Genomic DNA, 23,749 nt, shown 5'->3' on the forward strand with positions numbered 1-23,749 from the left:
TAGTAAGCGTGTCCGGCTCAATCCAAAAGTAGTAATTTGGTAGTAAATTCGGTTCCCCTATCCCGTGATTTGCCCGGATTTACGGGCTTTTTTGAGATAATCGGAGTTGTCCTCTTAATTATCAAACTCAACCATTGGTTGGGAGAGGAATATGTTCGATAAATTCTAATTTGCTGTTCTCATTATATCACACCTCGCCTGTATTTCCTATCCCTATTCAACAAGGGCAATCAGCTTTTTTCTGACTACCCCTGTCTGTCCTGCTGTCTTATCCGATTATCTTGAAATTCTCCACGACAGCATGAATTAAGCGGCGTTCCATAAAGTCTTTTTTATCGGTGTCTATCCCGTAATGCACAAGCCCCCTTTCGTCATAAACCGTCTTGATACATTTGTTGCGGATATAGCTTTCATAGGTTTTCAGTACCGTCTGAATGGCGGCGGCTTCTCCCTGTGTGGCGGCTATGATTACCTCAACGGGCAGATAGCGGTCTTTGTATTTCCTACTCATGGCGGCGCACCTCCATTTCTGCCCGTATTTGCCGGACAGCCCTCATTTTGTGGTGGCTGATATTTCTGGCGTTACAGCCGTAGAGGGCGGCAATCTCTTTGTTCTTGAAGCCTAAGAAATAGGACAGCAAGATAATTTCCCGTCTGTACGGGGTAAGCTGTTCTATGGCGTTTCCCAACGGTTCACTCTGCACCTCGATAAGCCATTCCCTCACTTGGAAATGGTAAAGCATACAAGGATAGCTGTCTGTGGTACTGACCTCGGCTAAATCCTTTTCCAGTAGGGAAGAAAAGGACACTTCATGCGCCTTGCGGCGGCGGTTGGCATGGTAGTAGGTAATGGCGGCATACTTCAAGACTTTCGTACAGTATGCGTCAAACTGGCGTTGCAAGATTTCTATGTTTTCGCTCATTCGGTTTTCCTCCTGTCTGTTTGTGTGATAGTTACGCAAAGCAGACGGGAGAGGTGGGGAACGGCACCGATATTCTTGAACACAAAATGAAGCGTTCTTGATACTGCATATCAAAAAACGCTTCTTTCGGTTACTCCACTGTAAAGATTTCTTCGATTGTCACATTAAACACTTTAGCGATATTCCACGCTAATACCAAAGAGGGATTGTACCTGCCTTTTTCAAGGTTGCCTATCGTTTCACGGCGTACACCAACTAATCTGGCTAAATCCTCCTGTTTCATATCATATTTGGCTCGATACTCCTTTATCCTATTCTTTATCATTTTCAAGCCCCCAACCTTCTTTAAATCTGTAATATCCAATGGAAAAACCATGTACGGCAACAGACACGCCCCAACCAGAAGCAAAGCCATACAAAAGGGCGGCATTGGCGGCGTGTTGATTTACAAAGAAGCAGACCAGTGCAACAACGGCGGTTGTTACCATTCCGCAATAAAAGGCTCTTGAAGCGGATTTGTTGATATATTCTTCAAGCATTTCATCTGTCTTGATAAAGAAATATTCAAAGTCAACAACAAAGGCAAAGAAAGCTAAAAAGGCTCGTTCCTCTGTAAAAACACCGATAAATCCCAACAATGACAGCAATCCCATAAGTCCATACAGATAGTGTCTTGATTTCATAGTATCGTCCTCCTTGAATGTGGTGTATTTCTATCTTTGTGTTATAAATATACCACAAACAAAAATGGAAGTCAATACCTCTGGCTTTCGATTTCCGTAGTTCCTGAATTTCGGTTATCGAAGTGTATAAAGCTGATTATATCAATACAAGTATAACAGACTTATCTATCAATCCTATCCTTTCCTTTCCTTTCCCAAACCCTTTCCCTCCCACGCCTACCAGTCATAGAGGGAAGTATCGTCCATGAAGTTCTTGACATAGATAATGTTCGGCTTGCCTAAGCCTTGCCGAACACACTCAATCAGCCCGATACCTTTCTCGCTGTCCAGTTCGGCAAACAGCTTCACAATCTTTTCAGTGCCGCATTTCAGCCGTTCCCTTGCGTCCTCCAGTGTGAAGTAGATAAACACACGCCCGTCCTTATCCGTCCAACCGTTCTTCATGGAAAGCTCCATGCGGTCTATCAGCATACCATACAGCAGTTTTGCGTCTGTGGAGAGGGCTTCAAAGCGTTCATCAGAAAACAGCAGCTTCGGTATGCGGTAAAAGGCGTACTGTTCGGCGGCTCTGCCGTAGAAGTATGGAAAACCCATTCACTCAATCCTCCTTTCCCACTTCAAACAGCGCAGACGGAACAAACAGGGGGCAGACTTCTGCGCTAAATGCCATGTTTCCTCGTCCACAATGGCGGGGTGGGTATTCTTGAAAATCATCAGTTCGTCCGGCTCTGCCTTGCGCCGCTTCTTGGTCTTGTAGCTGACGCTGACTGTCTTTCCCAGTACCGTATGCCCCATGTATTCCTGCTTTTCAAGGATATAGGAAACGGCGGTGGCAGACCAGAGATAGGGATTTGTAAAGCCTTTGCTGTGGTCGTTTTCGGGGCAATGGATTTTTGCGTAGGCTGACGGTATCAGCACCTTTTCAGCGGTCAAAATATCCGCTATGGCGGTAACGCCTTTCCCCTCGATTACCATTTGATAAATCCGGCGCACAACGGCGGCAGGCTCTTCATCAATGATTAGCTTCTGTTTATCTTCGGGGCTTCTCAAATAGCCGTAGGGAACGCTTGGGGAAACACGCTTGCCGTCCTGCATACGGGATTTGAAAACCGCTTGTATCTTGCGGCTTGCGTCCCTTGCGTACCACTCGTTCATAATGTTTAGGAACGGGGTAAAATCGCTGTCCTGTTGGTTTGCGCTGTCTATGCCGTTGTTGATAGCGATAAACCGCACGCCCTTTTCCTTGAACATGACTTCGGTGTAAAAACCGACTTTCAGATAGTCACGCCCAAAGCGGCTCATGTCCTTTACGATAACTGCGCCCACATTTCCGGCTTCTACCTCGGCAATCATGGCTTGAAAGCCCTCACGCTCAAAAGTCGTTCCGCTTACTCCGTCATCTGTGAAGTGCCGGATAGTGGAATAGCCGTTCTTGTGGGCGTAGCTTTCAAGAAGCTGTTTCTGGTTTTTGATACTGTTGCTCTCGCCTTGTAATTCATCATCTCGGCTCAAACGCTCGTATAAAGCTGTGATTTTCTTGGCTTCTGTGGCTGTCCTCATGCTCTGCACCTCACTTTCTGCGGTTTTATTTTCTCTGTCCTTAACAGATTAACCCTTTAAGGACGGTATCTTCCTTTTTGCAGTACAGGGTCGGGCCTATCTGAGAAATGCCGAAAAGGTATCTTATGATATATGAAGCAGGTATTTCCCACAGAAACAGGAAAGATTTAGAATATAGATAAGTAAAATTTATCTGTCAGGAGGCTGAGAAAATGGAATATACAAAACTGGGAAATTCAGATGTAGAGGTTTCAAAACTGTGTGTGGGCTGTATGAGCTTTGGCCGGGCAGGAACGATGCATGACTGGACGCTGAATGAGATGCAGAGTGAAGAAGTAATCAGACATGCTCTGGAACTGGGAATCAATTTTTTTGATACGGCGAACGGATATTCCGACGGAACCAGTGAAGAGTACCTGGGACGGGCAATTAAAAGAAATGTATCCAGAGATCAGGTAGTTCTTGCTTCTAAAGTATACTTTAATGAAGGACGTCTGTCTAAAAAAGCAATTTTAAGGGAACTTGACGGAAGTCTCAGACGACTTGGAACAGATTATCTGGATTTATATATCATTCATCGGTTTGATTATGATACGCCCATAGAAGAGACGATGGAGGCGCTTCATGAGGTTGTAAAGGCAGGAAAGGTGCGGATTCTCGGCGCATCTGCAATGTATGGCTATCAGTTCTATAATATGCAGGTGGCAGCGAAAGAGAATGGATGGACGCCGTTTTCTGTAATGGAGAATCATTATAACCTGCTTTACAGGGAAGATGAACGGGAATTGATTCCCATCTGTAAACAGATGAATGTTTCTCTGATGCCTTACAGCCCTCTTGCAGCAGGACACTTAACCAGACCTGAGTGGAAATCCGATTCCCAAAGAGGGAAGACAGACAGGGTCGCAGCCGGAAAATATGATCGTATGGAGCAGCAGGATATTCTGATTGTAAAACGTGTTCAGAAACTGGCAGAGAAATATCACTGTACAATGGCGCAGATTGCTGTTGCCTGGCAGTGGGCAAAAGGGGTGACGGCGCCCATTATCGGAGCGACCAAAGCCAGATATTTAGATGACGCAGCAGGAGCGCTGAATATAAAAATCACACAGGAAGATGTGGAATATCTGGAAGAACTGTACGTTCCCCATCCGATTGTAGGAGCGATTGATAAAAACCCTGAACCGGGCGTTATGCTGCTGGATGAAAAAAAGTAAGTAATGTATAACAGCATTGGAGTTACAGGGAAACAGAGAAGTTTAGGAAGAGGAAGCAGAGGTGTTTTTGATGGAAAAGGTTAAAGTCAGTTTGGAGGAAATGGAAAAGACTTTCTACGGATGAATCTTGCCTGTCCCAGACCAATGATGGGACTGGGGCGTACGGCAATGCTGACCGTCAGTTTTTTGTTTCGTGGGACTTAATTTCGTTTTGTTCTCTGGGGAACAGAAGAAAGCTCTCTATTTGACTATACTTGTTATAGGAAAGGGGTATCGATGGTTTCCAGAGAACAGTACGCCGATAATTTGTCAAAGTCCAGGATTTCAATATGACAGCGGCGCAGTTGAATGATATGTTCCTGTCGCAGCCGGGACAGACTTTTAGTTACATGATTACGTCCCACACCAAGGGTATCTGCAATATTTTCCTGGGAGATGCTTATGGAACGACCATGGGACGAACCGTTATATGCCATTAAAAAAAGAAAGTTGCACACTTTAAGAAAGGTTGGGTTGTATCGTTGGTGAGCTGCATCATAAATGAGCATATTCACATATGCGGATTGCATTTCATAAAGCTGTGCCATAAAGAGCGGGTGCTCCAGGGAAAACTGATAGAACTCACTGCGGTCAAAAGCCGTCGCCTCAATATCCGTCAAGGCTTTTAAGAGAATGGACTTTTCAATTTTAAAATCCGCCTTCTGAATACCTGGAAATATGGTATCCGCGCCATGAAAAGACAGGTTTTTCCGGTGCCCGTCCTCATGTTCTACATAGCATTGGGCAACGCCGGAACGAAAATAAAAAATCGTTGTGATTGGTTCTCCGGATCCCCAGAGCAATTCCCCGGCGGAGCAGACAATCTCTTTGTGAGGCAGAGACAGAAGTTCGGGATAAAAGGCAGTATATTCACCGGAGAAAAAATATTTAGGAAGAATCTGACCCATGGGTTGTCCCCTTTCAAGTTTATTTCATTCTATTATATCACGAAATAGAAAAAGGAGGAATTATCATGACACACAAAGTGAAGATCACCGTACTGCGCCGGGAAATTTTTTCCGATCTGCAGGAGCAATATCTTGCCAATCCAAAATCCGGAAAATGTGAATTTTTCCGGGACGGCCAGGAATTTCTTGTGGGGCCGGAGGAATATATGAGCATGCTTAATGGAAAATTCTGCGCGGAAGCATGGGACTGCGTAAGCCGGTATATCTACTCCGCCCTTCAGGGCGGATCCATCATGGCCGGTTGGACAAATGATGAAAAAATGATGATAGCCTGCTGCAACGATGGAACAAGGCCGGTTATTTTCAAACTGGAACGTATTGATATAGATGAGGAAAATGAGTCATAAATTTTTTTCTTTCCCAACTTCAAAGAAATGCCAGATAGTCCCCAGCAGGAATCCGAAGGCAGCAGGGCAGACCCATCCGAATCCCAGTTGAGAAAAAGGGAAAAATGTGGCGGCGCCGGAAGCAAAAGTCTGCAGATGCAAAAAAGCCAGAGTTTCTGAGGGCAGTGCATTGAGAAAATCAGACAGAGAAGCCAGAGCTGTAAATCCGGTTACCAGAATCCAGACCTTTCTGTCGTTTTGGAAAAAACGTCCCAGAAGGGTCAGCAAAATCAAGGTAATAGCCAGTGGATAGAGAAACATCAGTACCGGCATGGAATAGGCCACAATGGTATCCAGTCCCAGGTTGGCAATCAGAAAAGAGAGGAGACTGAATAAAACGGCCCAGGCAGAGTAAGAAGGACCGTTTGGGAAGATCTGGCGGAAAGCTTCCCCGCAGCTTGTGATTAAGCCGATGGCTGTTTTCAGACAGGCAATGGTCACCGTCACTGCCAGAATAGCCGCGCCGGCCGGACCGAAATAATATTCTGCAATCATGGCCAGAGCCTCCCCGCCGTTGGAAGAAGCAGAGAAAGTTCCAAGACTCTGTGCGCCTGCAACGGTAACCAGCAGATAGATGGCGGCCATGAAAAGAGAGCTTAAAAGCCCGGCTTTCAAGGTATTTACGGCAACATCTTCTGCTCTTTGAATATTCAGATCCCGGATGACACTGACGATAATAATTCCGAAAGCCAGTCCGGCCAGAGCATCCATAGTATTATAACCTTCCAGAAAACCGGTGAAAAAGGCGCCGGATTCATAACCGGAAGAAGGCGGAATCTCTGAAATGCGTCCCATGGGGGAGAGAAGAGTGCGGATAATCAGGATACCGAGAAAACACAAAAAAAGCGGGTTTAAAATTTTTCCGATCCAGGTCAGGATATTTCCCGGACGGAGAGAGAAGAAAAGAACAGCACCAAAAAAGAGCAGGGAAAATCCGGCCAGAGCCCAGAATTGTCCATGGGGAGGCAGTATCCGCTCCATTCCCACAGTAAAAGATACGGTGGCGCAGCGGGGAATGGCAAAGAAGGGACCAATGGTCAGATAAAGGGCGCAGGTGAAAAAGAACCCGTACCGTCTGCCCACCTGGCTGCTGAGTTCAAACAGACCGTTCTTCTGACTCACCCCGAGAGCCGCCACGCCCAGAAGGGGAAGGCCAACTCCCGTAATGAGAAATCCGGCAGATGCCTGCCACATCTGGTTTCCGGCAAGCTGTCCCATGGAAACAGGGAAAATCAGATTCCCTGCTCCGAAAAACATTCCGAAAAGCATACTTGCAACAAAGATTAATTCCTGTAATTTTAGTTTTTTCTTCATAGTTATAATCACCCTGCTTTTAGTTTTACCAGATTTTATCATATCATGAAAAGCACGCGATTGCACCTTATTTCGCCCTCTGCATAAATTAAAAGAAAAACGGAGAAACCATCATGGAATTTATGGATTATGTGAAGCCGGAGCTGTTTGTTGTGGCTGTGGTACTTTATTTTCTGGGAGTGGCGGTAAAAAAGAGCAAAATTCTGGACTGCCGCTTTATTCCTCTGCTAAACGGAATCTGCGGAATCCTTATCTGCACCCTCTATGTATTTGCAACGGAAGCAATGAAAACACCCAAAGAGATTGCAATGGCCGCATTTACCTCCCTTACCCAGGGGATTTTAGTAGCGGGGCTTAGTACTTATGTTTATCAGATGATAAAACAGATGAAAGACAATAAAAAGATTGAAAAATAATCCATTTCATGCTAGAATCATACGGAATAAGGGAGTAGTCGGCACAAGGTGTGATGATGTCAACATACTGGAAGATTCCTGGCATTGTCTTAATTGACGAGACTTATCTGCAGCTACAGATAAGTCTCGTTTTTATGTCTCCTGACAGTAAACAAGCGGAGGATGAGAAATGGGTATATTAGAGTTAGTAATTGTAGCAGTGGGATTATCAATGGATGCTTTTGCCGTATCCATATGCAAAGGACTGGCAGTCTGTCAGATCAGGAAGAAACACATGGCCATAGTGGGGCTGTATTTCGGAGGATTTCAGGCCCTGATGCCTCTTATCGGGTATCTTCTTGGAACCAGATTTCAGGCCCTGATTACGGAAGTTGATCACTGGATCGCCTTTGGGCTTTTGGGAATTATCGGCCTGAACATGATTCTGGAGTCCCGAAAAGAGTCGGAGCAGATGAATGATTCCTTTTCTTTTAAAATCATGCTCCCTCTGGCAGTGGCCACCAGTATTGATGCGTTGGCAGTGGGAATTACTTTTGCCTTTCTGAAGGTACAGATCCTTCCGGCGGTTCTCTGCATCGGAATTACTACTTTCGCATTATCGGCAGCAGGATTAAAGCTGGGGAATATTTTCGGATCCAAATACCGTTCCTGCGCGGAACTGCTTGGAGGAATTGCCTTAATCATAATCGGACTGAAAATTTTACTGGAGCATCTGGGAATATTGTAATACAGGGAAGGGGCGTAAGAGATGAATTTATTAAACGTGGAACACATCAGTAAAATCTTTGGAGAGAAAGTTTTGTTTCACCAGGCTTCTTTCGGAGTCTGTCAGGGAGATAAAATAGGAATCATCGGAATAAACGGAACAGGAAAAACCACTCTTCTGAAAATGATAGCCGGACTGGAGGAGCCGGACGAAGGGCAGATTGTTACACAAAACGGACTGAAAATTGCCTATCTGGATCAGAATCCCCTGTTTCCTGAGAAAGCGACCATTGAGTCTTACTCCAGAATGGGAGGCGAAGAACAGGGATGGAAGGTGCAGAGCAATTTAAACCGTCTGGGAATTACCCGGTATGACGTGCCGGTAGAGACACTGTCCGGAGGCCAGAAAAAGAAAGTGGCCCTGGCAAAAGTGCTGGCAGAAGACTTTGATTTGCTGCTTCTGGACGAGCCTACCAACCATTTGGACCAGGAAATGGTTTCCTGGCTGGAAGAATATCTGAAAGCCTGGAAAGGGACGATTCTGATGGTAACTCACGATCGTTATTTCCTGGATCAGGTAACCAATCAGATTCTGGAGATCAGTCAGGGGAATGTATATAGCTATGAATCTAATTACTCCGGATTTCTGGAACTGAAAGCGCAAAGAGAGGAACGGGAGCTGGCTTCTGAACGGAAAAGGCAGAGCATTCTGCGGATGGAACTGGAGTGGGCAAAAAGAGGCTGCCGGGCAAGAAGCACGAAGCAGAAAGCCAGGCTGGAACGTCTGGAACTGCTGAAGCAGGGAAAGGCTTTGGAAGAGGCAAAAAGTGTGGAACTGGATGCCCCGGAGGCCAGAATGGGAAAGAAAACCATAGAATTTCACCATATCAGCAAACGCTACGGGGAGAAACTCTTACTGGATGATTTCAATTACATCGTGCTGCGGAATCAGCGGCTGGGATTTATCGGTCCCAACGGCTGCGGAAAATCTACTTTAATGAAGATGATTGCCGGTCTGGTGCAGCCGGACGAAGGAAGAATTGAAATTGGAGAGACCATCAAAATCGGCTACTTTGCCCAGGAAGAACCTGAGATGGATGACAAACAGAGGGTAATTGACTATGTCCGGGATATTGCAGAGTATATTTCCACAAGAGACGGAAAGATCAGCGCTTCACAGATGCTGGAACGATTTTTATTCCCTCCTCAGATGCAGTATGCGCCCATCGGGAAGCTCTCAGGAGGGGAGAAGAGAAGGCTGTATCTGCTGGGAGTCCTGTCCCGGGAAATCAACACACTGATTCTGGATGAAGCCGGAAATTCGCTGGATATTCCCACCATGACCATTCTGGAAGATTATCTGAATACCTTTCCCGGAATTGTAATTACCGTATCCCATGACCGCTATTTTCTGGATAATGTGGTGGATCGCATCCTGGAATTTGACGGCAGGGGACATCTGAGACAGTATGAGGGCGGCTATACGGATTATCTGGAGGCCAAAAACAGAAGAAATCAGGAAGAAGAATCCGGGCAGCACAAGTCGGCTCAGACAGGAAAGAAGAACAGCAAAAAAGAATGGAAACAGAATCGTCCGGTGAAACTGAAATTTACTTATCAGGAGCAAAAAGAGTTTGAAATCATAGACGACGTTATTGCCGGACTGGAAGCAGAAGTGGAGGCGTTAAATAAAGAAATGCTGAAAAACGCCACAAACTCAGCAAAACTCTCAGAGCTGACTCTGCAGATAGAGGAGAAGAAAAGACAGTTGGATGAGAAAACAGAACGATGGGTCTATTTAAATGAACTTGCTGAGAAAATAGAAGGTCAAAACCAGTAAAAACAGAACATTTTCAGTGCGCAGATTTCTTTCCCCGGAATAAGTTATAACAGTAGGAACAATGGGGAGGAAAACAGACATGCAGAAGAAAATATATACAGGAAAAGGAGTCGGCGTAGCAATTTTAGACACAGGGATTTATCCCCATGTCGACTTTTCCGGGAGGATTACAGGATTTAAAGATTTTGTGGGGAAACGGAAGACTCCTTACGATGATAACGGACACGGGACGCATGTGGCGGGGATTCTGGGAGGAGACGGGACTGCTTCCGCGGGCAGATACCAGGGAGCGGCGCCGGGGTGTGAGCTGATTGGTTTGAAAGTCCTGGATCGCTACGGAAACGGAAGAAAAGAAGACGTTCTCAAAGCTTTCCGCTGGATTTTAGAAGAGAAAGACCGGTATGGAATCCGGATTGTAAATATATCGGTGGGAACGACCTGCCATTCCAGACTGGATCACAATACCCTGATTGAAGGGGTGGAAGAAGTCTGGGATCAGGGGCTGGTCGTGGTGGCGGCCGCAGGCAATCAGGGACCGGAACCCGGCAGTGTAACGGCGCCTGGAAGCAGCAGGAAAGTGATAACGGTAGGATCCAGCGATCTGTTGGGCGGCAGACAGGGGATTTCCGGCAGAGGTCCCACATTAGACTGTGTATGCAAGCCGGATCTGGTTGCGCCCGGAAACCATATTACATCCTGCGCGCCTCCTTATGCCCGCAGTTCTCAGCCATATACGGTCAAAAGCGGCACTTCCATGTCAACTCCTTTTATCTCCGGCGCCATTGCTCTGATGTTAGAGAAGGAACCGGATTTAACGAACGTAGAAATTAAAATGATGCTGAAAGAAAGCGCCCGGGACATGGGGCTTCCCCATAACCAGCAGGGGTGGGGAAGGTTTGATTTTCAGAAGTTTATGAGCCTTTGAAGAATAGGATGAGAACGGAAAAGACATTGACGAATGAAAAAAATTTATATACAATGAAGGCTAGTGATAAGGAGGAATGCAAAATGCAAGACAGACCAGTGAAAATGAATGACCACACAAACCTTCTGGAACTGGAAGAACATATGTATCCACTGGTAGATGTGGAAACACCAAATGTGTTTCACAATCTATTCCCGTACTCTGAAGTACCGAAGATAGCATTTAACGATCGAATTGTACCCCACCATATGCCGGAAGACATCTGGATAACGGATACCACCTTCCGGGACGGACAGCAGTCCCGGGCGCCCTATACCACAGAGCAGATTGTGACAATCTTTGATTACTTACATAAACTGGGCGGGCCCAATGGAAAGATTAAGGCATCTGAGTTTTTCCTGTACAGCAAAAAAGACAGGGATGCTGTAGAAAAATGTATGGAAAGAGGGTATAAATTTCCGGAAGTAACCAGTTGGATTCGTGCAAGTAAAGAGGATTTTCAGCTTGTAAAATCCATGGGAATGAAAGAGACCGGGATTTTAGTAAGCTGTTCCGATTATCATATCTTTTATAAAATGAAGATGACAAGGCGCCAGGCCATGGAGCATTATTTAAGCGTTGTAAAGGAATGCCTGGAAATCGGGGTCAGTGTGCGCTGCCATCTGGAAGATATTACCCGCGCAGATATATATGGATATGTGATTCCTTTCTGCCTGGAGTTAATGAAACTGCGCCAGCAGTATGGAATTCCCATTAAGGTCCGCTGCTGTGATACTATGGGATATGGTGTGAACTATCCGGGAGCCGTGATTCCCCGTTCCGTGCCGGGAATTATCTATGGAATTATGACTCATGCAGGTGTTCCTTCGGAATTAATTGAATGGCATGGACATAACGACTTCTATAAAGCAGTCAGCAATTCCACCACAGCCTGGCTGTATGGAGCCAGCGGTGTAAATACCTCTCTCTTTGGAATCGGAGAGCGGACAGGCAATACCCCTCTGGAAGCTATGGTATTTGAATATGCACAGTTAAGAGGAAACCTGGGAGGTATGGATACGGCTGTAATCACAGAGCTGGCAGAATATTATGAGAAGGAAATCGGATACAAAATTCCGCCCAGGACTCCTTTTGTAGGGAAAAACTTCAACATCACCCGGGCAGGAATCCATGCGGACGGACTTCTTAAAAACGAAGAAATCTATAATATTTTCGATACCGAAAAATTCCTGAACCGTCCGGTCGAAGTGGCGGTATCCAATACTTCCGGTGCGGCAGGGATTGCCCACTGGATTAATACCCATTACCGGCTGCCGAAAGAGAGCCATGTTGACAAAAAATCAGAACTGGTAGCTCTGGTAAAAGAATGGGTAGATCGGGAATACGAAGACGGAAGAGTCACAGTTCTGACCGACGAAGAGCTGGAAGCCGTGATTCAGGAGACAGCAGACAGACTGCAGATAAAACTGAAATAGAAAAGGAGATAAGAATGAGTAAAATTCAAATGACAACTCCCCTGGTGGAGATGGACGGAGATGAAATGACAAGAGTTCTGTGGAAGATGATAAAAGAGGAATTGTTACTCCCCTTTATCGATCTGAAAACAGAGTACTATGATCTGGGACTGAAGCACAGAGATGAGACGGACGATCAGGTAACCATTGACGCAGCAGAAGCGACGAAGAAATACAAAGTGGCCGTTAAGTGTGCAACCATTACTCCTAATCAGGCCCGCATGGAAGAATACAGCTTAAAGAACATGTACAAAAGCCCCAACGGTACTATCCGTGCCCTTCTGGACGGAACGGTTTTCCGTACGCCCATCGTGGTAAAAGGAATTGAGCCCTGTGTGAGAAACTGGAAAAAACCTATCACCCTGGCCCGTCACGCTTATGGAGACGTGTATAAAAATACAGAGATGTTTATTGACAAACCGGGGAAAGTAGAGCTGGTCTATACAGGAGAAGACGGAACCGAGAAACGGGAACTGGTACATCAGTTCCAGGGAAAAGGTGTTGTAGGCGGTATGCACAATCTGGAGACATCCATCGAAAGCTTTGCCAGAAGCTGCTTTAACTATGCGCTTTCACTGAAACAGGACGTCTGGTTCGGAGCCAAAGATACCATATCCAAAACCTATGATGGTTATTTCAAAAAGGTTTTTGAAGAAGTTTACGAAAACGAGTACAAAGAGAAATTCCAGGAAGCAGGAATTACCTATTTCTACAGCCTGATTGACGATATTGTAGCCCGTGTAATGAAAGCCGAAGGCGGATTTATCTGGGCCTGCAAAAACTATGACGGCGATGTAATGAGCGATATGGTTTCTTCAGCATTCGGCTCTCTGGCTATGATGACCTCTGTCCTGGTATCTCCCAAAGGATACTTTGAATACGAAGCTGCCCATGGAACGGTACAGCGTCATTATTATCGTCATCTGAAAGGAGAAGAAACATCCACCAACTCTGTGGCTACGATCTTCGCCTGGAGCGGAGCCCTTCGCAAGAGAGGCGAGCTGGACGGCAATCAGGAACTGATGAGTTTTGCCGATAAATTAGAAAAGGCAACCTTGTCTGTAATTGAAAGCGGAAAGATGACCAAGGATTTGGCGTTAATTACAACCCTGGAAAATCCGGTTGTATTAAACAGCCAGGAATTTATCGGAGAAATCCGGAAAGCCCTGGAAGCATAAAAAGAAAGGGAAGAACTTCAGGCAAGTTCTTCCCATTTTTCATATAATCCGGCCAGTTCCTCAGAGATACTGTCTTTTTCTTTGGATAATTCCACGCATCTGGCCACATTGGTGCACACTTCCGGAAGAAGCAGGGTCTCATCAATTTCCTTCTCCCGGGTTTCCAGAACTTCAATGCGTTCCTCTACTTTCTTTAAATCATTTTCCCGTTTTCGCTGCCGGGCCTGCTCTTCTTTTTGCTGCTGCCAGGAAAGCTTCACCTGAGAGACTTCCTTCTCCTGGAGTTCCTTCTCTTTCTCCGGGGCATAGGCCGCCGTCAGCTCTTCTTTTTTCTCCAGATAGTAATCGTAGTCGCCGATATAATTGACCAGAGTCTGGTTGGTCAGATCCAAAATGCGGGTAGCGGTCTGATTAATAAAGTAACGGTCGTGGGATACATAAAAAACTGTTCCCGTATAGCTGTTGAGAGCTTCTTCCAGAATCTCCTTGGACATAATATCCAGATGGTTGGTGGGCTCGTCCAGAATCAGAAAATTAGCTTCTGACAGCATAAGTTTGGCCAGGGAAACCCGTCCCCGTTCCCCGCCGGAAAGAGAGGAGATGGATTTAAATACATCGTCCCCGGTAAATAAGAAAGCGGCCAGCATATTACGGATCTGGGTCTCTGTAAGGGTAGGATAAGAGTCAGAAATTTCTTCAAAAATCGTTTTTTCCGGATGCAGAACGTGGTGTTCCTGATCATAATAACCAATCTGCACCTTCGCCCCTAAAACAAATTTTCCCTCATCAGCATCCAGCAATCCGTTTAAAATCTTTAAAAGGGTAGTCTTGCCGGTTCCGTTATTTCCAATCAGAGCAACCCGCTCTCCCCGCTTAATTTCAAAAGAAATCCGGGAAAACAGTGGCTGTCCGGGGAAGGATTTGGACAGATCTTCCACAGTAAGTACGTCGTTCCCGCTGAGATACCGGGGTTCCAGAGAGATTCGCATGGCGGAAGGCTGTTCCGCGGGCTTCTCCAGGATTTCCATTTTGTTCAGCAGTTTTTCCCTGCTTTCCGCACGTTTAATGGACTTTTCCCGGTTAAAAGAACGAAGTTTGGCAATGACCTGTTCCTGATGGTGGATTTCCCGCTGCTGGTTGAGATAAGCCTTGTACTGGGCGTCCCGTACCTGTGCCTTTTTCAGGCTGTAAGAAGAGTAATTGCCGGAAAAGGACAGCAGTTGTCCCTGCTCGATTTCCACCACTTTTGTGACTACTTTATCAAGGAAATAGCGGTCATGGGAAACAATCAGAACAGCTCCCGGATAATTAATCAGATAGGTTTCCAGCCAGGCAATGGAATTCATGTCCAGATGGTTGGTAGGCTCGTCCAGAAGGAGAATATCCGGATTGGTCAAAAGAAGTTTACCCAGGGCAACCCGGGTTTTCTGTCCGCCGGATAAAGTGGCTACTTTCTGATCAAAATCCTCTTCTAAAAAGCCAAGTCCTTTAAGAACCCCTGTGATTTCACTGCGGTAAGCATAGCCGTTTTTTAATTCAAATTCGTGATTCAGCCGGGAATAGGTGTTCATCAGAGTATCCAGCCGGGAACCGGAGGAAGTTTTCATTTCCAGTTCAAGAGAGCGGATTTTCTCCTCCATATCAATTAAAGACTGTTTGGTAGTCAGTAACTCCTCATAAATAGTAAGCTGTCCGTTTACATTTTGCTGTTGGGCCAGATATCCCATACAGGATCCTTTAGCCAGAACTACCTGACCGGAATCCAGGGGGATTTCATCCTGAATCATGCGCAGCAAAGTGGTTTTGCCTGCGCCGTTATTTCCAATCAGAGCAACTTTCTCCCGATCTTCTATATGAAAAGAAGCATTCTGTAAAATAACGTGTTCTCCGAATGCTTTACAAATGTTATGACATGCCAGTATCATTTTATAACCTCCTGTTCAGTAACATTATATCGAAAAAAAGAAAAATGACAACTGAAAAATGTGAAAAAGGCGGGAGATTCCCTATCTTTAAATTGACAAAAAATTATCAGTTGGATATAATAATTTCATAGTTAGGAGGGATTCAGGTGGAGGTAAAAGAGATTTCAAAAGCGGTAATTAAGCGGCTTCCCAGATACTACAGATATTTGGGTGAATTGATGGAAGAGGGCGTCGAGCGTATCTCCTCCAATGATCTCAGTAAGAAGATGCGGGTAACAGCATCGCAGATCCGGCAGGATTTAAATAATTTTGGAGGATTCGGCCAGCAGGGCTATGGATATAATGTCAGTTACTTATATACGGAAATCGGAAAGATCTTAGGACTGGACACGGTTCACCCGATGATTATTCTGGGAGCAGGTAATCTGGGTCAGGCTCTTGCCAACTATGTGGATTTTGAGAAACGGGGATTTCGGCTTGTGGGAATTTTTGATGTGAATCCCATCTTAGAGGGAATTGCCGTTCGTGGAATTGAGATTCAGATGATCAGTGATTTGCCATTCTTCCTGAAAGAGAACCATGTGGAAATAGCTGTCCTTACACTTCCTAAAAATAAAGCCGGAGAAATGGCGGAGCTTCTGGTAACCAACGGCATTAAGGCAATCTGGAATTTCGCACATATTGATTTGGAAACTCCGGAAAATGTAATTGTGGAGAACGTACATCTTTCAGAGAGTCTGATGACACTTTCCTACAATTTAAGCAAGTATCGCCAGGAACATAAAGACTGACACAAAAACCAGGAATCGATCCCCTTTTGTTAGACCATCTAATAAAAGGGGTCTCTTTATTGGAGGAAATCTATGAAAAGAATTGTGACCGGCAGAAGAATGAAAGAAATGGATCAGACAACCATAAGGGGAATGGGGATTCCCTCCTGCGTTCTGATGGAGCGGGCCGCTCTGGCAGTAGCGGAAGAAGTGAAAAAAACACATCCTATTAAGGTGCTTGTCCTTTGTGGAAACGGAAATAACGGAGGAGACGGGGTGGCAATTGCACGAATTCTCCATCTCTGGGGAATTCCTTCGGAATTCTGCATGGTGAAAAATCCGGGGAATTATACAGAAGAGACAAAGAGACAGATAGAGATCGCCCGGAACTATCAGGTAAGACAGGTGAATAACCCGCGGCTGGATGAATATACTACTATAGTAGATGCTGTTTTTGGAATCGGTTTATCCCGTCCGGTGGAAGGTATCTACAAGGAAGTGATACGGAAAGTAAACGAGACAAAGGCCTGCAAAATTGCAGTGGACATCCCTTCCGGCATCTGTGCAGATACAGGCGAGGTACTTGGAATCGCAGTGAAAGCCGATGTCACCGTTACCTTCGGGTGTATGAAAAGAGGTCATTGTTTCTATCCGGGGGCGTCTTATGCAGGAAAGATTCTGGTAAAAGACATTGGAATTTATCCCGGAAAAGAGGATAGAACCGATGTCTGGATGCTGGAGGAAAAAGACAAAAACTGGCTGCCCCCTAGAAAAGAAGACGGAAATAAGGGAACCTTTGGAAAAGTTCTGGTCGTGGCAGGAAGCAAGAACATGGCAGGAGCCGCCTATTTAAGCGCCAGGGCCTGTCTTTATGCGGGATGCGGTATGGTGAAAATCCTTACAGAAGAAGAAAACCGCATAATCCTTCAGGGGCTTTTGCCGGAAGCTATGCTGGCTACCGGGGAAGAGGAACAGAGCTGGCAGGAAGCATTAGACTGGTGCGATGCGGTGGTGATAGGCCCTGGCCTTGGAAAGAGCATAAAAAGCAGGCAGAAGACACAGTGGTTTCTGAAAAACTGCAGAAAACCAATGGTGGCAGATGCAGATGCTCTGAATCTGTTAAGTGAAAACCGGGAGTGGGAAAAATGGTTGTCTCCCCGGTGCATTTTGACACCCCACATGGGAGAAATGGAAAGACTTTGCAAAAAGTCCCTTCAGGAAATAAAAAAAGACCGGATAGGGGAAGCGTGCCGTCTGGCAGAAAAACTGGGAATTGTCTGTGTGCTGAAGGACGCCAGAACAGTCATTGCAGATGAGAGGGGAAACTGCTGGTTAAACGGCAATGGAAACGCAGGAATGGCAACCGCAGGATCCGGAGACGTTCTGAGCGGAATCATAGGGGCGCTTCTTGGAAACGGGATGGAACAAATGAAAGCGGCAGTGCTTGGAAACTACCTCCATGGAAGATCGGGAGATCTGGCCCGCGGCCAAAAAGGGGAAAGAAGTATGACTGCGCAGGATCTTATAGAATTTTTGCCGGAAACATTTGCAGAAATGGAAAAAAACCTCTGTTAGAAGGAAGAAAACAACTGCATGGTATACACAGGAGGAATATGGGAATACTATAGAAAACCTAGGAATCGGAGTGTGAATCGTGTGGTTATAAAAAGAGGGGATATTTATTATGCAGATTTGCGCCCAGTGGTGGGCAGCGAACAGGGCGGGGTTCGTCCGGTATTAATCATACAAAACGATGTGGGAAATAAGCACAGTCCCACGGTGATTTGTGCGGCAATAACCTCGAAAATGAATAAAGCAAAACTGCCGACACATATAGAAATTGATGCGTCGGAGTATGATATTGTGAAGGATTCTGTGATATTGCTGGAGCAGCTTCGGACCATTGACAAACGGCGTCTGAAGGATAAAGTCTGCCATTTGGATCAGGCGATGCTGAAAAAAGTAAATCATGCGCTGGAAATCAGTCTGGAATTGACTACATAATCCCATGGAACAGGCTGATTCTTGACGAATGCGAAAGAAGATGATATATTTTTCAAAGAATGAAATGGAAAAGGAGTGTTAAAGTAAGTTACATGGAAGATGGCACTGGTATCCCCTTATGGGGGTGCATCATATTTATTTTACTCATTATTATTAATGGGGCTTTTTATGGATTTTCCGCGGCATTGCAGAATTTAAGCCCTGCCGAACTGGATAAACAAGTCCGGGAAGGAAACAAAAAGGCAGCCGGCATAGAAAAAATAAAAGGAAATACAAGAATGCTGGCAAACAGCATTCCCATTCTTACTTCGCTGACGGGAATCTGCCTGGGAACTTTTCTTGTTCCTCAGATGGCACACAGCCTGAGAAACTATATGTTTAAAGAAGCCGCAACGATTCTGCTTATCTTAGCTGCAGTGATCCTGCTTGCGGCATTTGGCACGCTTGTTTTCAGACGGATAGGAACCTTTTATCCGGAGAAGATTGCCTATCGTTTTGTGAATCTGGTACGTTTCTTTGTGTGGGTTTTCATGCCCCTGACATGGATTGTCACCCTGCTGACCAATCTGACCGTCCGACTGTTCGGAGTGGATCCCCACAAGGTGCGGGAAGATTTGACAGAAGAAGAAATCATGTCTGTGGTGGGAGAAGCTCATGAACAGGGAGTCATTGAACAAAACGAAGCAGAGATGATACAGAATATTATATCTTTTAATGAAACAGAGGCCCAGGACGTGATGACTCATCGAAAAGAGATCATTGGATTCGATGTGAAAAGGACGCTGGGAGAGGCTATGGAAGTCATGCTTGAGGAAGGGAATTCCCGATACCCTGTCTATGAGGAAGATTTGGATAATATTATCGGTCTGATTCACTACAAAGATGTGATGGGAATCGTGGCCAGGAACGAGAAGGCGAAGGAAAAACCCATCTCCGAAATCGCCGGGCTGATTCGCCAGATTTCTTTTATTCCGGAGACCAGGGGAATCGGAAATATTTTTAAATCCATGCAGGCAAAAAAGATACATATTGCAGTTGTTGTAGACGAGTATGGCCAGACCTCCGGACTGGTAACCATGGAAGACATTCTGGAAGAAATCGTGGGCGACATTCTGGACGAATACGATGAGGATGAAACTTTCATCCGTCCGCTGGTGGATAACAGCATTTTGATGGAGGGGCTTACTCCTCTGGAAGACGTGGAAGAAGAGCTTCAAATCAGCTTCGGGGATTCGGAGTTTGAGACTCTGAACGGGTATCTGACTTCGATACTGGGGCATATACCAACTCAGGACGATGAGGAAGTACTTGCAAACGGGTATCGTTTTCAGATTTTATCGATTGATAAAAACACCATAGGCAAAGTAAGAGTGGAAAAATTAAAAGAAACCAAAGGAGAAGAAAAAATATGTCAGGACATTCAAAATTCGCAAATATAAAACACAAAAAAGAAAAAAACGACGCAAAAAAAGGTAAGATTTTTACAGTTATTGGAAGAGAAATTGTAATTGCTGTTAAGGAAGGCGGCCCGGATCCCAATAACAACAGCAAATTAAGAGATGTAATTGCCAAGGCAAAGGCGAACAATATGCCCAATGATACCATTGAACGTGGAATCAAAAAAGCAGCCGGAGCTGACAGTGCAGACAATTACGAAAAAGTAACCTACGAAGGATACGGCCCCAACGGCGTAGCCATCATTGTAGATGCCTTAACAGATAATAAAAACCGTACTGCAGGAAATGTACGGAGCGCATTTACGAAAGGAAACGGAAGCATCGGAACCCAGGGATGTGTTTCTTTCATGTTTGATAAGAAAGGCCAGATCCTGATTGACAAAGAAGAATGTGAAATGGATGCGGATGATTTAATGATGCTGGCGTTGGATGCCGGGGCTGAAGATTTCAGCGAAGAAGAAGACAGTTATGAAATTCTGACCGATCCGGATGAATTCGGGAATGTGCGGGAAGCTCTGGAAAAGGAGAATGTTCCCCTGACCCAGGCAGAAGTTGCCATGATTCCCCAGACTTACGTGCAGCTTACAGACGAAAAAGCTGTTAAAGATTTGCAGAAGACTCTGGATTTACTGGATGAGGACGATGATGTCACAGACGTTTGGCATAACTGGGAAGAATAAAATCTGCGATTTTGCACATAATACCTTCAAGAACGATCTTGGAGGTATTTTTATGTCCGGAAAGAAAAAAGAAGAGCTGGAAAAGGAAAACGAACAGAATCAGCAAATTGAAGAGATGGGACAAATCACCCTGGATGCCAATCAGGAACAGCACCGGGTGGAACTCTTAACCATTATCGGGGAGGTGGAAGGACATGAGTCGGCTCCTTCCCACAGTAAAACAACGAAATACGAACACGTTCTGCCTAAGCTTGCCCTGATTGAAGATGATAAGCGGGTAGACGGCCTTCTGATTCTGCTAAACACGGTGGGCGGCGACGTAGAAGCCGGGCTTGCCATTGCAGAAATGATTGCTTCTTTGAGTATCCCCACAGTATCTCTTGTTCTGGGAGGCGGCCATTCCATCGGAGTGCCGATGGCAGTTTCCGCCGATTATTCTTTTGTGGTGCCAAGCGCCACCATGGTTATACATCCCGTGCGATCCAACGGAATGTTTATCGGGGTAGCACAGACTTACCGGAATATGGAGAAAATTCAGGACAGAATCACTGCCTTTGTTTCCGGGCATTCCCGAATCACCCAGAAGCGGCTGGAAGAGCTGATGCTGGATACTTCTCAGCTTGTAAAAGACGTGGGTACCATGCTGGAGGGAAAAGAGGCGGTGGAAGAAGGGCTGATTAATGAGGTAGGAGGAATTAAGGAAGCAATGGAAAAACTCCACCGGCTCATAGAGGAAAAAGAGAAGAAAGCTACAACAAAATAAGAGAAGAAAAGAATACCTTTTTGTATTTTATCAAATACAAAGGAGGTATTTTTTTGTTTTTTCGTGGAAAATTAATAATAATTTTGCAGATACCAGGATTTTTCCTTTGACTGTTGGATCGTTTATGCTATAATTTTAATGGACTACTATGTTTATGAAAAATTAGAAAATAGGAGGGAAAATCATGAACAGCACGAAGTGTGGATGTCAAACAGGGGAAAACGCGGAAGCGAATTTCACCGAATTGGCGCCTGTACTGGAAAAGTACGCAAAGGTGCCGGGAAGTTTGATTACAATTTTGCAGCAGACCCAGGATATTTATGGTTACCTTTCTCTTGATGCAATTAATTATATTGCGGAGAAGACAGGAATCATGCCTGCGAAAATCTATGGCGTGGCAACTTTTTATGCACAGTTCCGTCTGCAGCCAATCGGAAAGTATTTAATTATGCTCTGCAAGGGAACTGCCTGTCATGTAAACGGCTCCGATATGATTGAAGAAGCCGTTTGTGAACATCTTGGAATCCAGGATGGGGAGACAACGGAAGACGGCTTATTTACATTGAATAATGTGGCCTGTCTTGGCTGCTGTTCTCTGGCGCCTGTCATGATGGTAAAAACAGCAGACGGCGAGGAGACTTTCGGAAACCTGACAAAGGCATCCGTAAAGAAAATCCTGGATGACTATAAGGCAAAGAATGCGTAGGAGGTAAAAACATGAAAGTTGTTGTAGGACAAGGTAGTTGCGGTATTGCAACTGGCGCTAAGAAAACCTCTAACGAATTCGAGAGGATCCTAGCGGAGAAAAAGTTAGACAATGTTATCATTGATAAAACAGGATGTATCGGAACCTGTTATCTGGAACCAATTGTAGATGTGTACAATGACCAGAATGAGCTGGAAGCCAGATATGTGCAGTGTCAGCCGGAAAAGGTAGAGAAAATCGTGGAAGAACACTTAATCGGAGGCAATGTGGTAACGGAATACACCATTACCGAGGAAGACAAGAAATTTCTTTCTCAGCAGACCCGTGTTGTTCTCAGAAACTGCGGTCTGATTAATCCGGAGAAAATTGACGAGTACATAGCAAGAGGCGGATACGAAGCAGCGAAAAAAGTGGTAACTTCTATGACTCCTGATGAAGTAATTGAAGTTGTAAAAGTATCCGGACTTCGGGGCCGCGGCGGTGCCGGATTCCCTACCTGGTTTAAATGGAATGCAATTAAATCCAATCCGGGAAAACAAAAATATATGGTATGTAATGCAGACGAAGGCGATCCGGGTGCATTCATGGACCGTTCCGTGCTGGAAGGCGATCCCCACTCCTTACTGGAAGGTATGATTATCGGCGGATTTGCAGCAGGAGCTACAGAAGGAATTATCTACTGCAGAGCAGAGTATCCTCTGGCGATCTCCCGTCTGGAAATTGCAATGGCGCAGGCAAGGGAAAAAGGATTCCTGGGCAAGAACCTGTTCGGAACCGATTTCTCCTTCGATATCCGGATTAAAGCCGGCGCCGGCGCCTTTGTCTGCGGGGAAGAAACTGCACTGATTGCATCCCTGGAAGGCGAGCGGGGTATGCCTCGTCTGAAACCTCCGTTCCCGGCTGCAAAAGGCTACTGGAAACTGCCTACCAACATCAATAACGTGGAAACTTATGCCAACGTTCCCTGGATCTTTGCCAACGGCGGAGAAGCATTCGCCGCTATGGGAACCGAAAAGAGTAAAGGTACGAAAGTATTTGCTCTGGCAGGAAAGATCAAAAAAGGCGGACTTGTGGAAGTGCCCATGGGCATGACCCTGCGGGAAGTTATCTACGGCATCGGCGGCGGAATTAAAAATGATAAAGAGTTTAAGGCTGTTCAGATGGGCGGTCCGTCCGGCGGATGTATCCCGGCTGATCTGATTGATACGCCTGTTACATACGAAGATATTAATAAAACAGGGGCTATCGTAGGTTCCGGCGGTATGATCGTTATGGATGAAAGAACCTGTATGGTAGACATGGCCCGTTTCTTCCTTGACTTTACCAAAAAAGAATCCTGCGGTAAATGTAACTACTGCCGTATCGGAACCAAGAGAATGCTGGAAATTCTGGAACGCATTACAAAGGGTGAAGGAAAAGAAGGAGACATTGAACTTCTGCAGGAACTGGCAGGCAAGATTCGTGACGGAGCAATGTGCGGTCTCGGACAGACAGCTCCGAACCCGGTACTGACAACTATCCGGTACTTCAGAAATGAATATGAAGATCATATTTCGAACCATACCTGTACTGCAAAATCCTGTAAAGCTCTGATTTCCTATAAGATTACAGATGCATGTAAAGGCTGCGGTGCCTGTGCAAGACATTGTCCGGTCAGCGCAATTACCGGAGAAAAGAAGAAAGTTCATGAGATTAATCCGGAACTTTGTATTAAGTGCGGTAAGTGTGAAGAGTCTTGTAAGTTTGGCGCAGTAGAAAGAGTTTAGGAGGGAAAGA

Annotated in this window: 23 protein-coding genes and 2 pseudogenes; 16 read left to right on the forward strand and 9 right to left on the reverse strand. The window is 45.5% G+C overall.

Features of this window, described 5'->3' with window-relative positions:
* Positions 1 to 268: 268 nt before the first annotated feature.
* The 6 genes and pseudogenes from B5F53_RS17595 to B5F53_RS17620 all read right to left on the reverse strand — a co-directional run.
* Positions 269 to 511 carry a helix-turn-helix domain-containing protein gene (locus tag B5F53_RS17595; RefSeq protein ID WP_087226332.1) on the reverse strand — a complete coding sequence of 81 codons (243 nt, stop codon included), beginning with the start codon at positions 509 to 511 and terminating at the stop codon, positions 269 to 271.
* On the reverse strand, positions 504 to 923 hold the full coding sequence (locus tag B5F53_RS17600; RefSeq protein ID WP_087226335.1) for an RNA polymerase sigma factor: 420 nt from the start codon (positions 921 to 923) through the stop codon (positions 504 to 506). Before B5F53_RS17600 ends, B5F53_RS17595 begins: the two co-directional genes overlap by 8 nt.
* A gap of 130 nt (positions 924 to 1,053) precedes the next feature.
* Complete coding sequence (locus tag B5F53_RS17605) at positions 1,054 to 1,248, reverse strand: helix-turn-helix transcriptional regulator (protein ID WP_087226338.1); 195 nt, start codon at positions 1,246 to 1,248, stop codon at positions 1,054 to 1,056.
* Positions 1,235 to 1,606, reverse strand: coding sequence for a DUF3796 domain-containing protein (locus B5F53_RS17610; protein WP_087226341.1), 372 nt, complete (start codon positions 1,604 to 1,606; stop codon positions 1,235 to 1,237). Before B5F53_RS17610 ends, B5F53_RS17605 begins: the two co-directional genes overlap by 14 nt.
* Before the next feature lie 243 nt (positions 1,607 to 1,849).
* Positions 1,850 to 2,200: pseudogene (locus B5F53_RS17615) on the reverse strand (replication initiator protein A); the annotation flags it as partial.
* Between the two features lie 57 nt (positions 2,201 to 2,257).
* Positions 2,258 to 3,166 (reverse strand): annotated as a pseudogene (locus B5F53_RS17620) (recombinase family protein); the annotation flags it as partial.
* A gap of 212 nt (positions 3,167 to 3,378) precedes the next feature.
* On the opposite strand from B5F53_RS17620, the gene B5F53_RS17625 reads away from it, so the two are divergent.
* The gene (locus B5F53_RS17625) at positions 3,379 to 4,383 is read left to right on the forward strand and encodes an aldo/keto reductase (protein ID WP_087226346.1); all 1,005 of its coding nucleotides are present in this window, start codon (positions 3,379 to 3,381) and stop codon (positions 4,381 to 4,383) included.
* A gap of 257 nt (positions 4,384 to 4,640) precedes the next feature.
* Here B5F53_RS17625 and B5F53_RS17630 read toward each other — a convergent pair whose 3' ends face one another.
* Positions 4,641 to 5,330, reverse strand: a complete 690-nt coding sequence (locus B5F53_RS17630; protein WP_087226349.1) for a Crp/Fnr family transcriptional regulator — start codon at positions 5,328 to 5,330, stop codon at positions 4,641 to 4,643.
* A 65-nt stretch (positions 5,331 to 5,395) separates the two neighbouring features.
* Between B5F53_RS17630 and B5F53_RS17635 the strand changes: the two genes are divergently transcribed.
* Positions 5,396 to 5,737, forward strand: coding sequence for a TIGR04076 family protein (locus B5F53_RS17635; protein ID WP_087226352.1), 342 nt, complete (start codon positions 5,396 to 5,398; stop codon positions 5,735 to 5,737).
* On the opposite strand, the gene brnQ is transcribed toward B5F53_RS17635, so the two are convergent.
* Positions 5,732 to 7,090 (reverse strand): branched-chain amino acid transport system II carrier protein, encoded by a 1,359-nt coding sequence (brnQ, locus tag B5F53_RS17640; RefSeq protein ID WP_087226355.1) that lies wholly within the window; start codon positions 7,088 to 7,090, stop codon positions 5,732 to 5,734. The genes B5F53_RS17635 and brnQ overlap by 6 nt on opposite strands.
* Before the next feature lie 113 nt (positions 7,091 to 7,203).
* Between brnQ and B5F53_RS17645 the strand changes: the two genes are divergently transcribed.
* From B5F53_RS17645 to B5F53_RS17670, 6 genes are all read left to right on the forward strand, one after another.
* Positions 7,204 to 7,506, forward strand: coding sequence for a phage holin family protein (locus tag B5F53_RS17645; protein WP_087226358.1), 303 nt, complete (start codon positions 7,204 to 7,206; stop codon positions 7,504 to 7,506).
* 169 nt (positions 7,507 to 7,675) lie between these two features.
* Complete coding sequence (locus tag B5F53_RS17650) at positions 7,676 to 8,233, forward strand: manganese efflux pump MntP (RefSeq protein ID WP_087226361.1); 558 nt, start codon at positions 7,676 to 7,678, stop codon at positions 8,231 to 8,233.
* Positions 8,234 to 8,254: 21 nt separating this feature from the next.
* Positions 8,255 to 10,051: an ABC-F family ATP-binding cassette domain-containing protein gene (locus tag B5F53_RS17655; protein WP_087226364.1), complete on the forward strand. Its 1,797-nt coding sequence runs from the start codon at positions 8,255 to 8,257 to the stop codon at positions 10,049 to 10,051.
* 79 nt (positions 10,052 to 10,130) lie between these two features.
* On the forward strand, positions 10,131 to 10,976 hold the full coding sequence (locus tag B5F53_RS17660) for a S8 family peptidase (RefSeq protein WP_087226367.1): 846 nt from the start codon (positions 10,131 to 10,133) through the stop codon (positions 10,974 to 10,976).
* Between the two features lie 83 nt (positions 10,977 to 11,059).
* Positions 11,060 to 12,451: a 2-isopropylmalate synthase gene (locus B5F53_RS17665; RefSeq protein WP_087226370.1), complete on the forward strand. Its 1,392-nt coding sequence runs from the start codon at positions 11,060 to 11,062 to the stop codon at positions 12,449 to 12,451.
* A 14-nt stretch (positions 12,452 to 12,465) separates the two neighbouring features.
* Entirely contained in the window at positions 12,466 to 13,668 is a 1,203-nt protein-coding gene (locus B5F53_RS17670) for an NADP-dependent isocitrate dehydrogenase (protein WP_087226374.1), read from the forward strand.
* Between the two features lie 17 nt (positions 13,669 to 13,685).
* On the opposite strand, the gene B5F53_RS17675 is transcribed toward B5F53_RS17670, so the two are convergent.
* On the reverse strand, positions 13,686 to 15,593 hold the full coding sequence (locus B5F53_RS17675; protein ID WP_087226377.1) for an ABC-F family ATP-binding cassette domain-containing protein: 1,908 nt from the start codon (positions 15,591 to 15,593) through the stop codon (positions 13,686 to 13,688).
* Between the two features lie 146 nt (positions 15,594 to 15,739).
* Here B5F53_RS17675 and B5F53_RS17680 point away from each other — a divergent pair, with 146 nt between their 5' ends.
* The 8 genes from B5F53_RS17680 to B5F53_RS17715 all read left to right on the forward strand — a co-directional run bounded on the left by B5F53_RS17680 (position 15,740) and on the right by B5F53_RS17715 (position 23,739).
* On the forward strand, positions 15,740 to 16,384 hold the full coding sequence (locus tag B5F53_RS17680; RefSeq protein ID WP_087226380.1) for a redox-sensing transcriptional repressor Rex: 645 nt from the start codon (positions 15,740 to 15,742) through the stop codon (positions 16,382 to 16,384).
* Between the two features lie 72 nt (positions 16,385 to 16,456).
* Positions 16,457 to 17,938, forward strand: coding sequence for an NAD(P)H-hydrate dehydratase (locus tag B5F53_RS17685; RefSeq protein ID WP_087226382.1), 1,482 nt, complete (start codon positions 16,457 to 16,459; stop codon positions 17,936 to 17,938).
* Between the two features lie 81 nt (positions 17,939 to 18,019).
* Positions 18,020 to 18,367: a type II toxin-antitoxin system PemK/MazF family toxin gene (locus tag B5F53_RS17690; protein ID WP_087226451.1), complete on the forward strand. Its 348-nt coding sequence runs from the start codon at positions 18,020 to 18,022 to the stop codon at positions 18,365 to 18,367.
* Positions 18,368 to 18,459: 92 nt separating this feature from the next.
* Complete coding sequence (locus B5F53_RS17695; RefSeq protein WP_087226385.1) at positions 18,460 to 19,806, forward strand: hemolysin family protein; 1,347 nt, start codon at positions 18,460 to 18,462, stop codon at positions 19,804 to 19,806.
* The gene (locus B5F53_RS17700) at positions 19,776 to 20,504 is read left to right on the forward strand and encodes a YebC/PmpR family DNA-binding transcriptional regulator (RefSeq protein WP_087226388.1); all 729 of its coding nucleotides are present in this window, start codon (positions 19,776 to 19,778) and stop codon (positions 20,502 to 20,504) included. The genes B5F53_RS17695 and B5F53_RS17700 overlap by 31 nt, the downstream gene beginning before the upstream one ends.
* 52 nt (positions 20,505 to 20,556) lie before the next feature.
* Positions 20,557 to 21,267, forward strand: coding sequence for a ClpP family protease (locus B5F53_RS17705; RefSeq protein WP_087226392.1), 711 nt, complete (start codon positions 20,557 to 20,559; stop codon positions 21,265 to 21,267).
* A 184-nt stretch (positions 21,268 to 21,451) separates the two neighbouring features.
* Positions 21,452 to 21,973, forward strand: a complete 522-nt coding sequence (gene nuoE / locus B5F53_RS17710; RefSeq protein ID WP_087226395.1) for an NADH-quinone oxidoreductase subunit NuoE — start codon at positions 21,452 to 21,454, stop codon at positions 21,971 to 21,973.
* Positions 21,974 to 21,984: 11 nt separating this feature from the next.
* Positions 21,985 to 23,739, forward strand: coding sequence for an NADH-ubiquinone oxidoreductase-F iron-sulfur binding region domain-containing protein (locus B5F53_RS17715; protein ID WP_087226398.1), 1,755 nt, complete (start codon positions 21,985 to 21,987; stop codon positions 23,737 to 23,739).
* The last annotated feature ends 10 nt before the right edge of the window (positions 23,740 to 23,749 follow it).

Source organism: Blautia sp. An249, assembly GCF_002159835.1.
GTDB lineage: Bacteria > Bacillota > Clostridia > Lachnospirales > Lachnospiraceae > Blautia_A > Blautia_A avistercoris.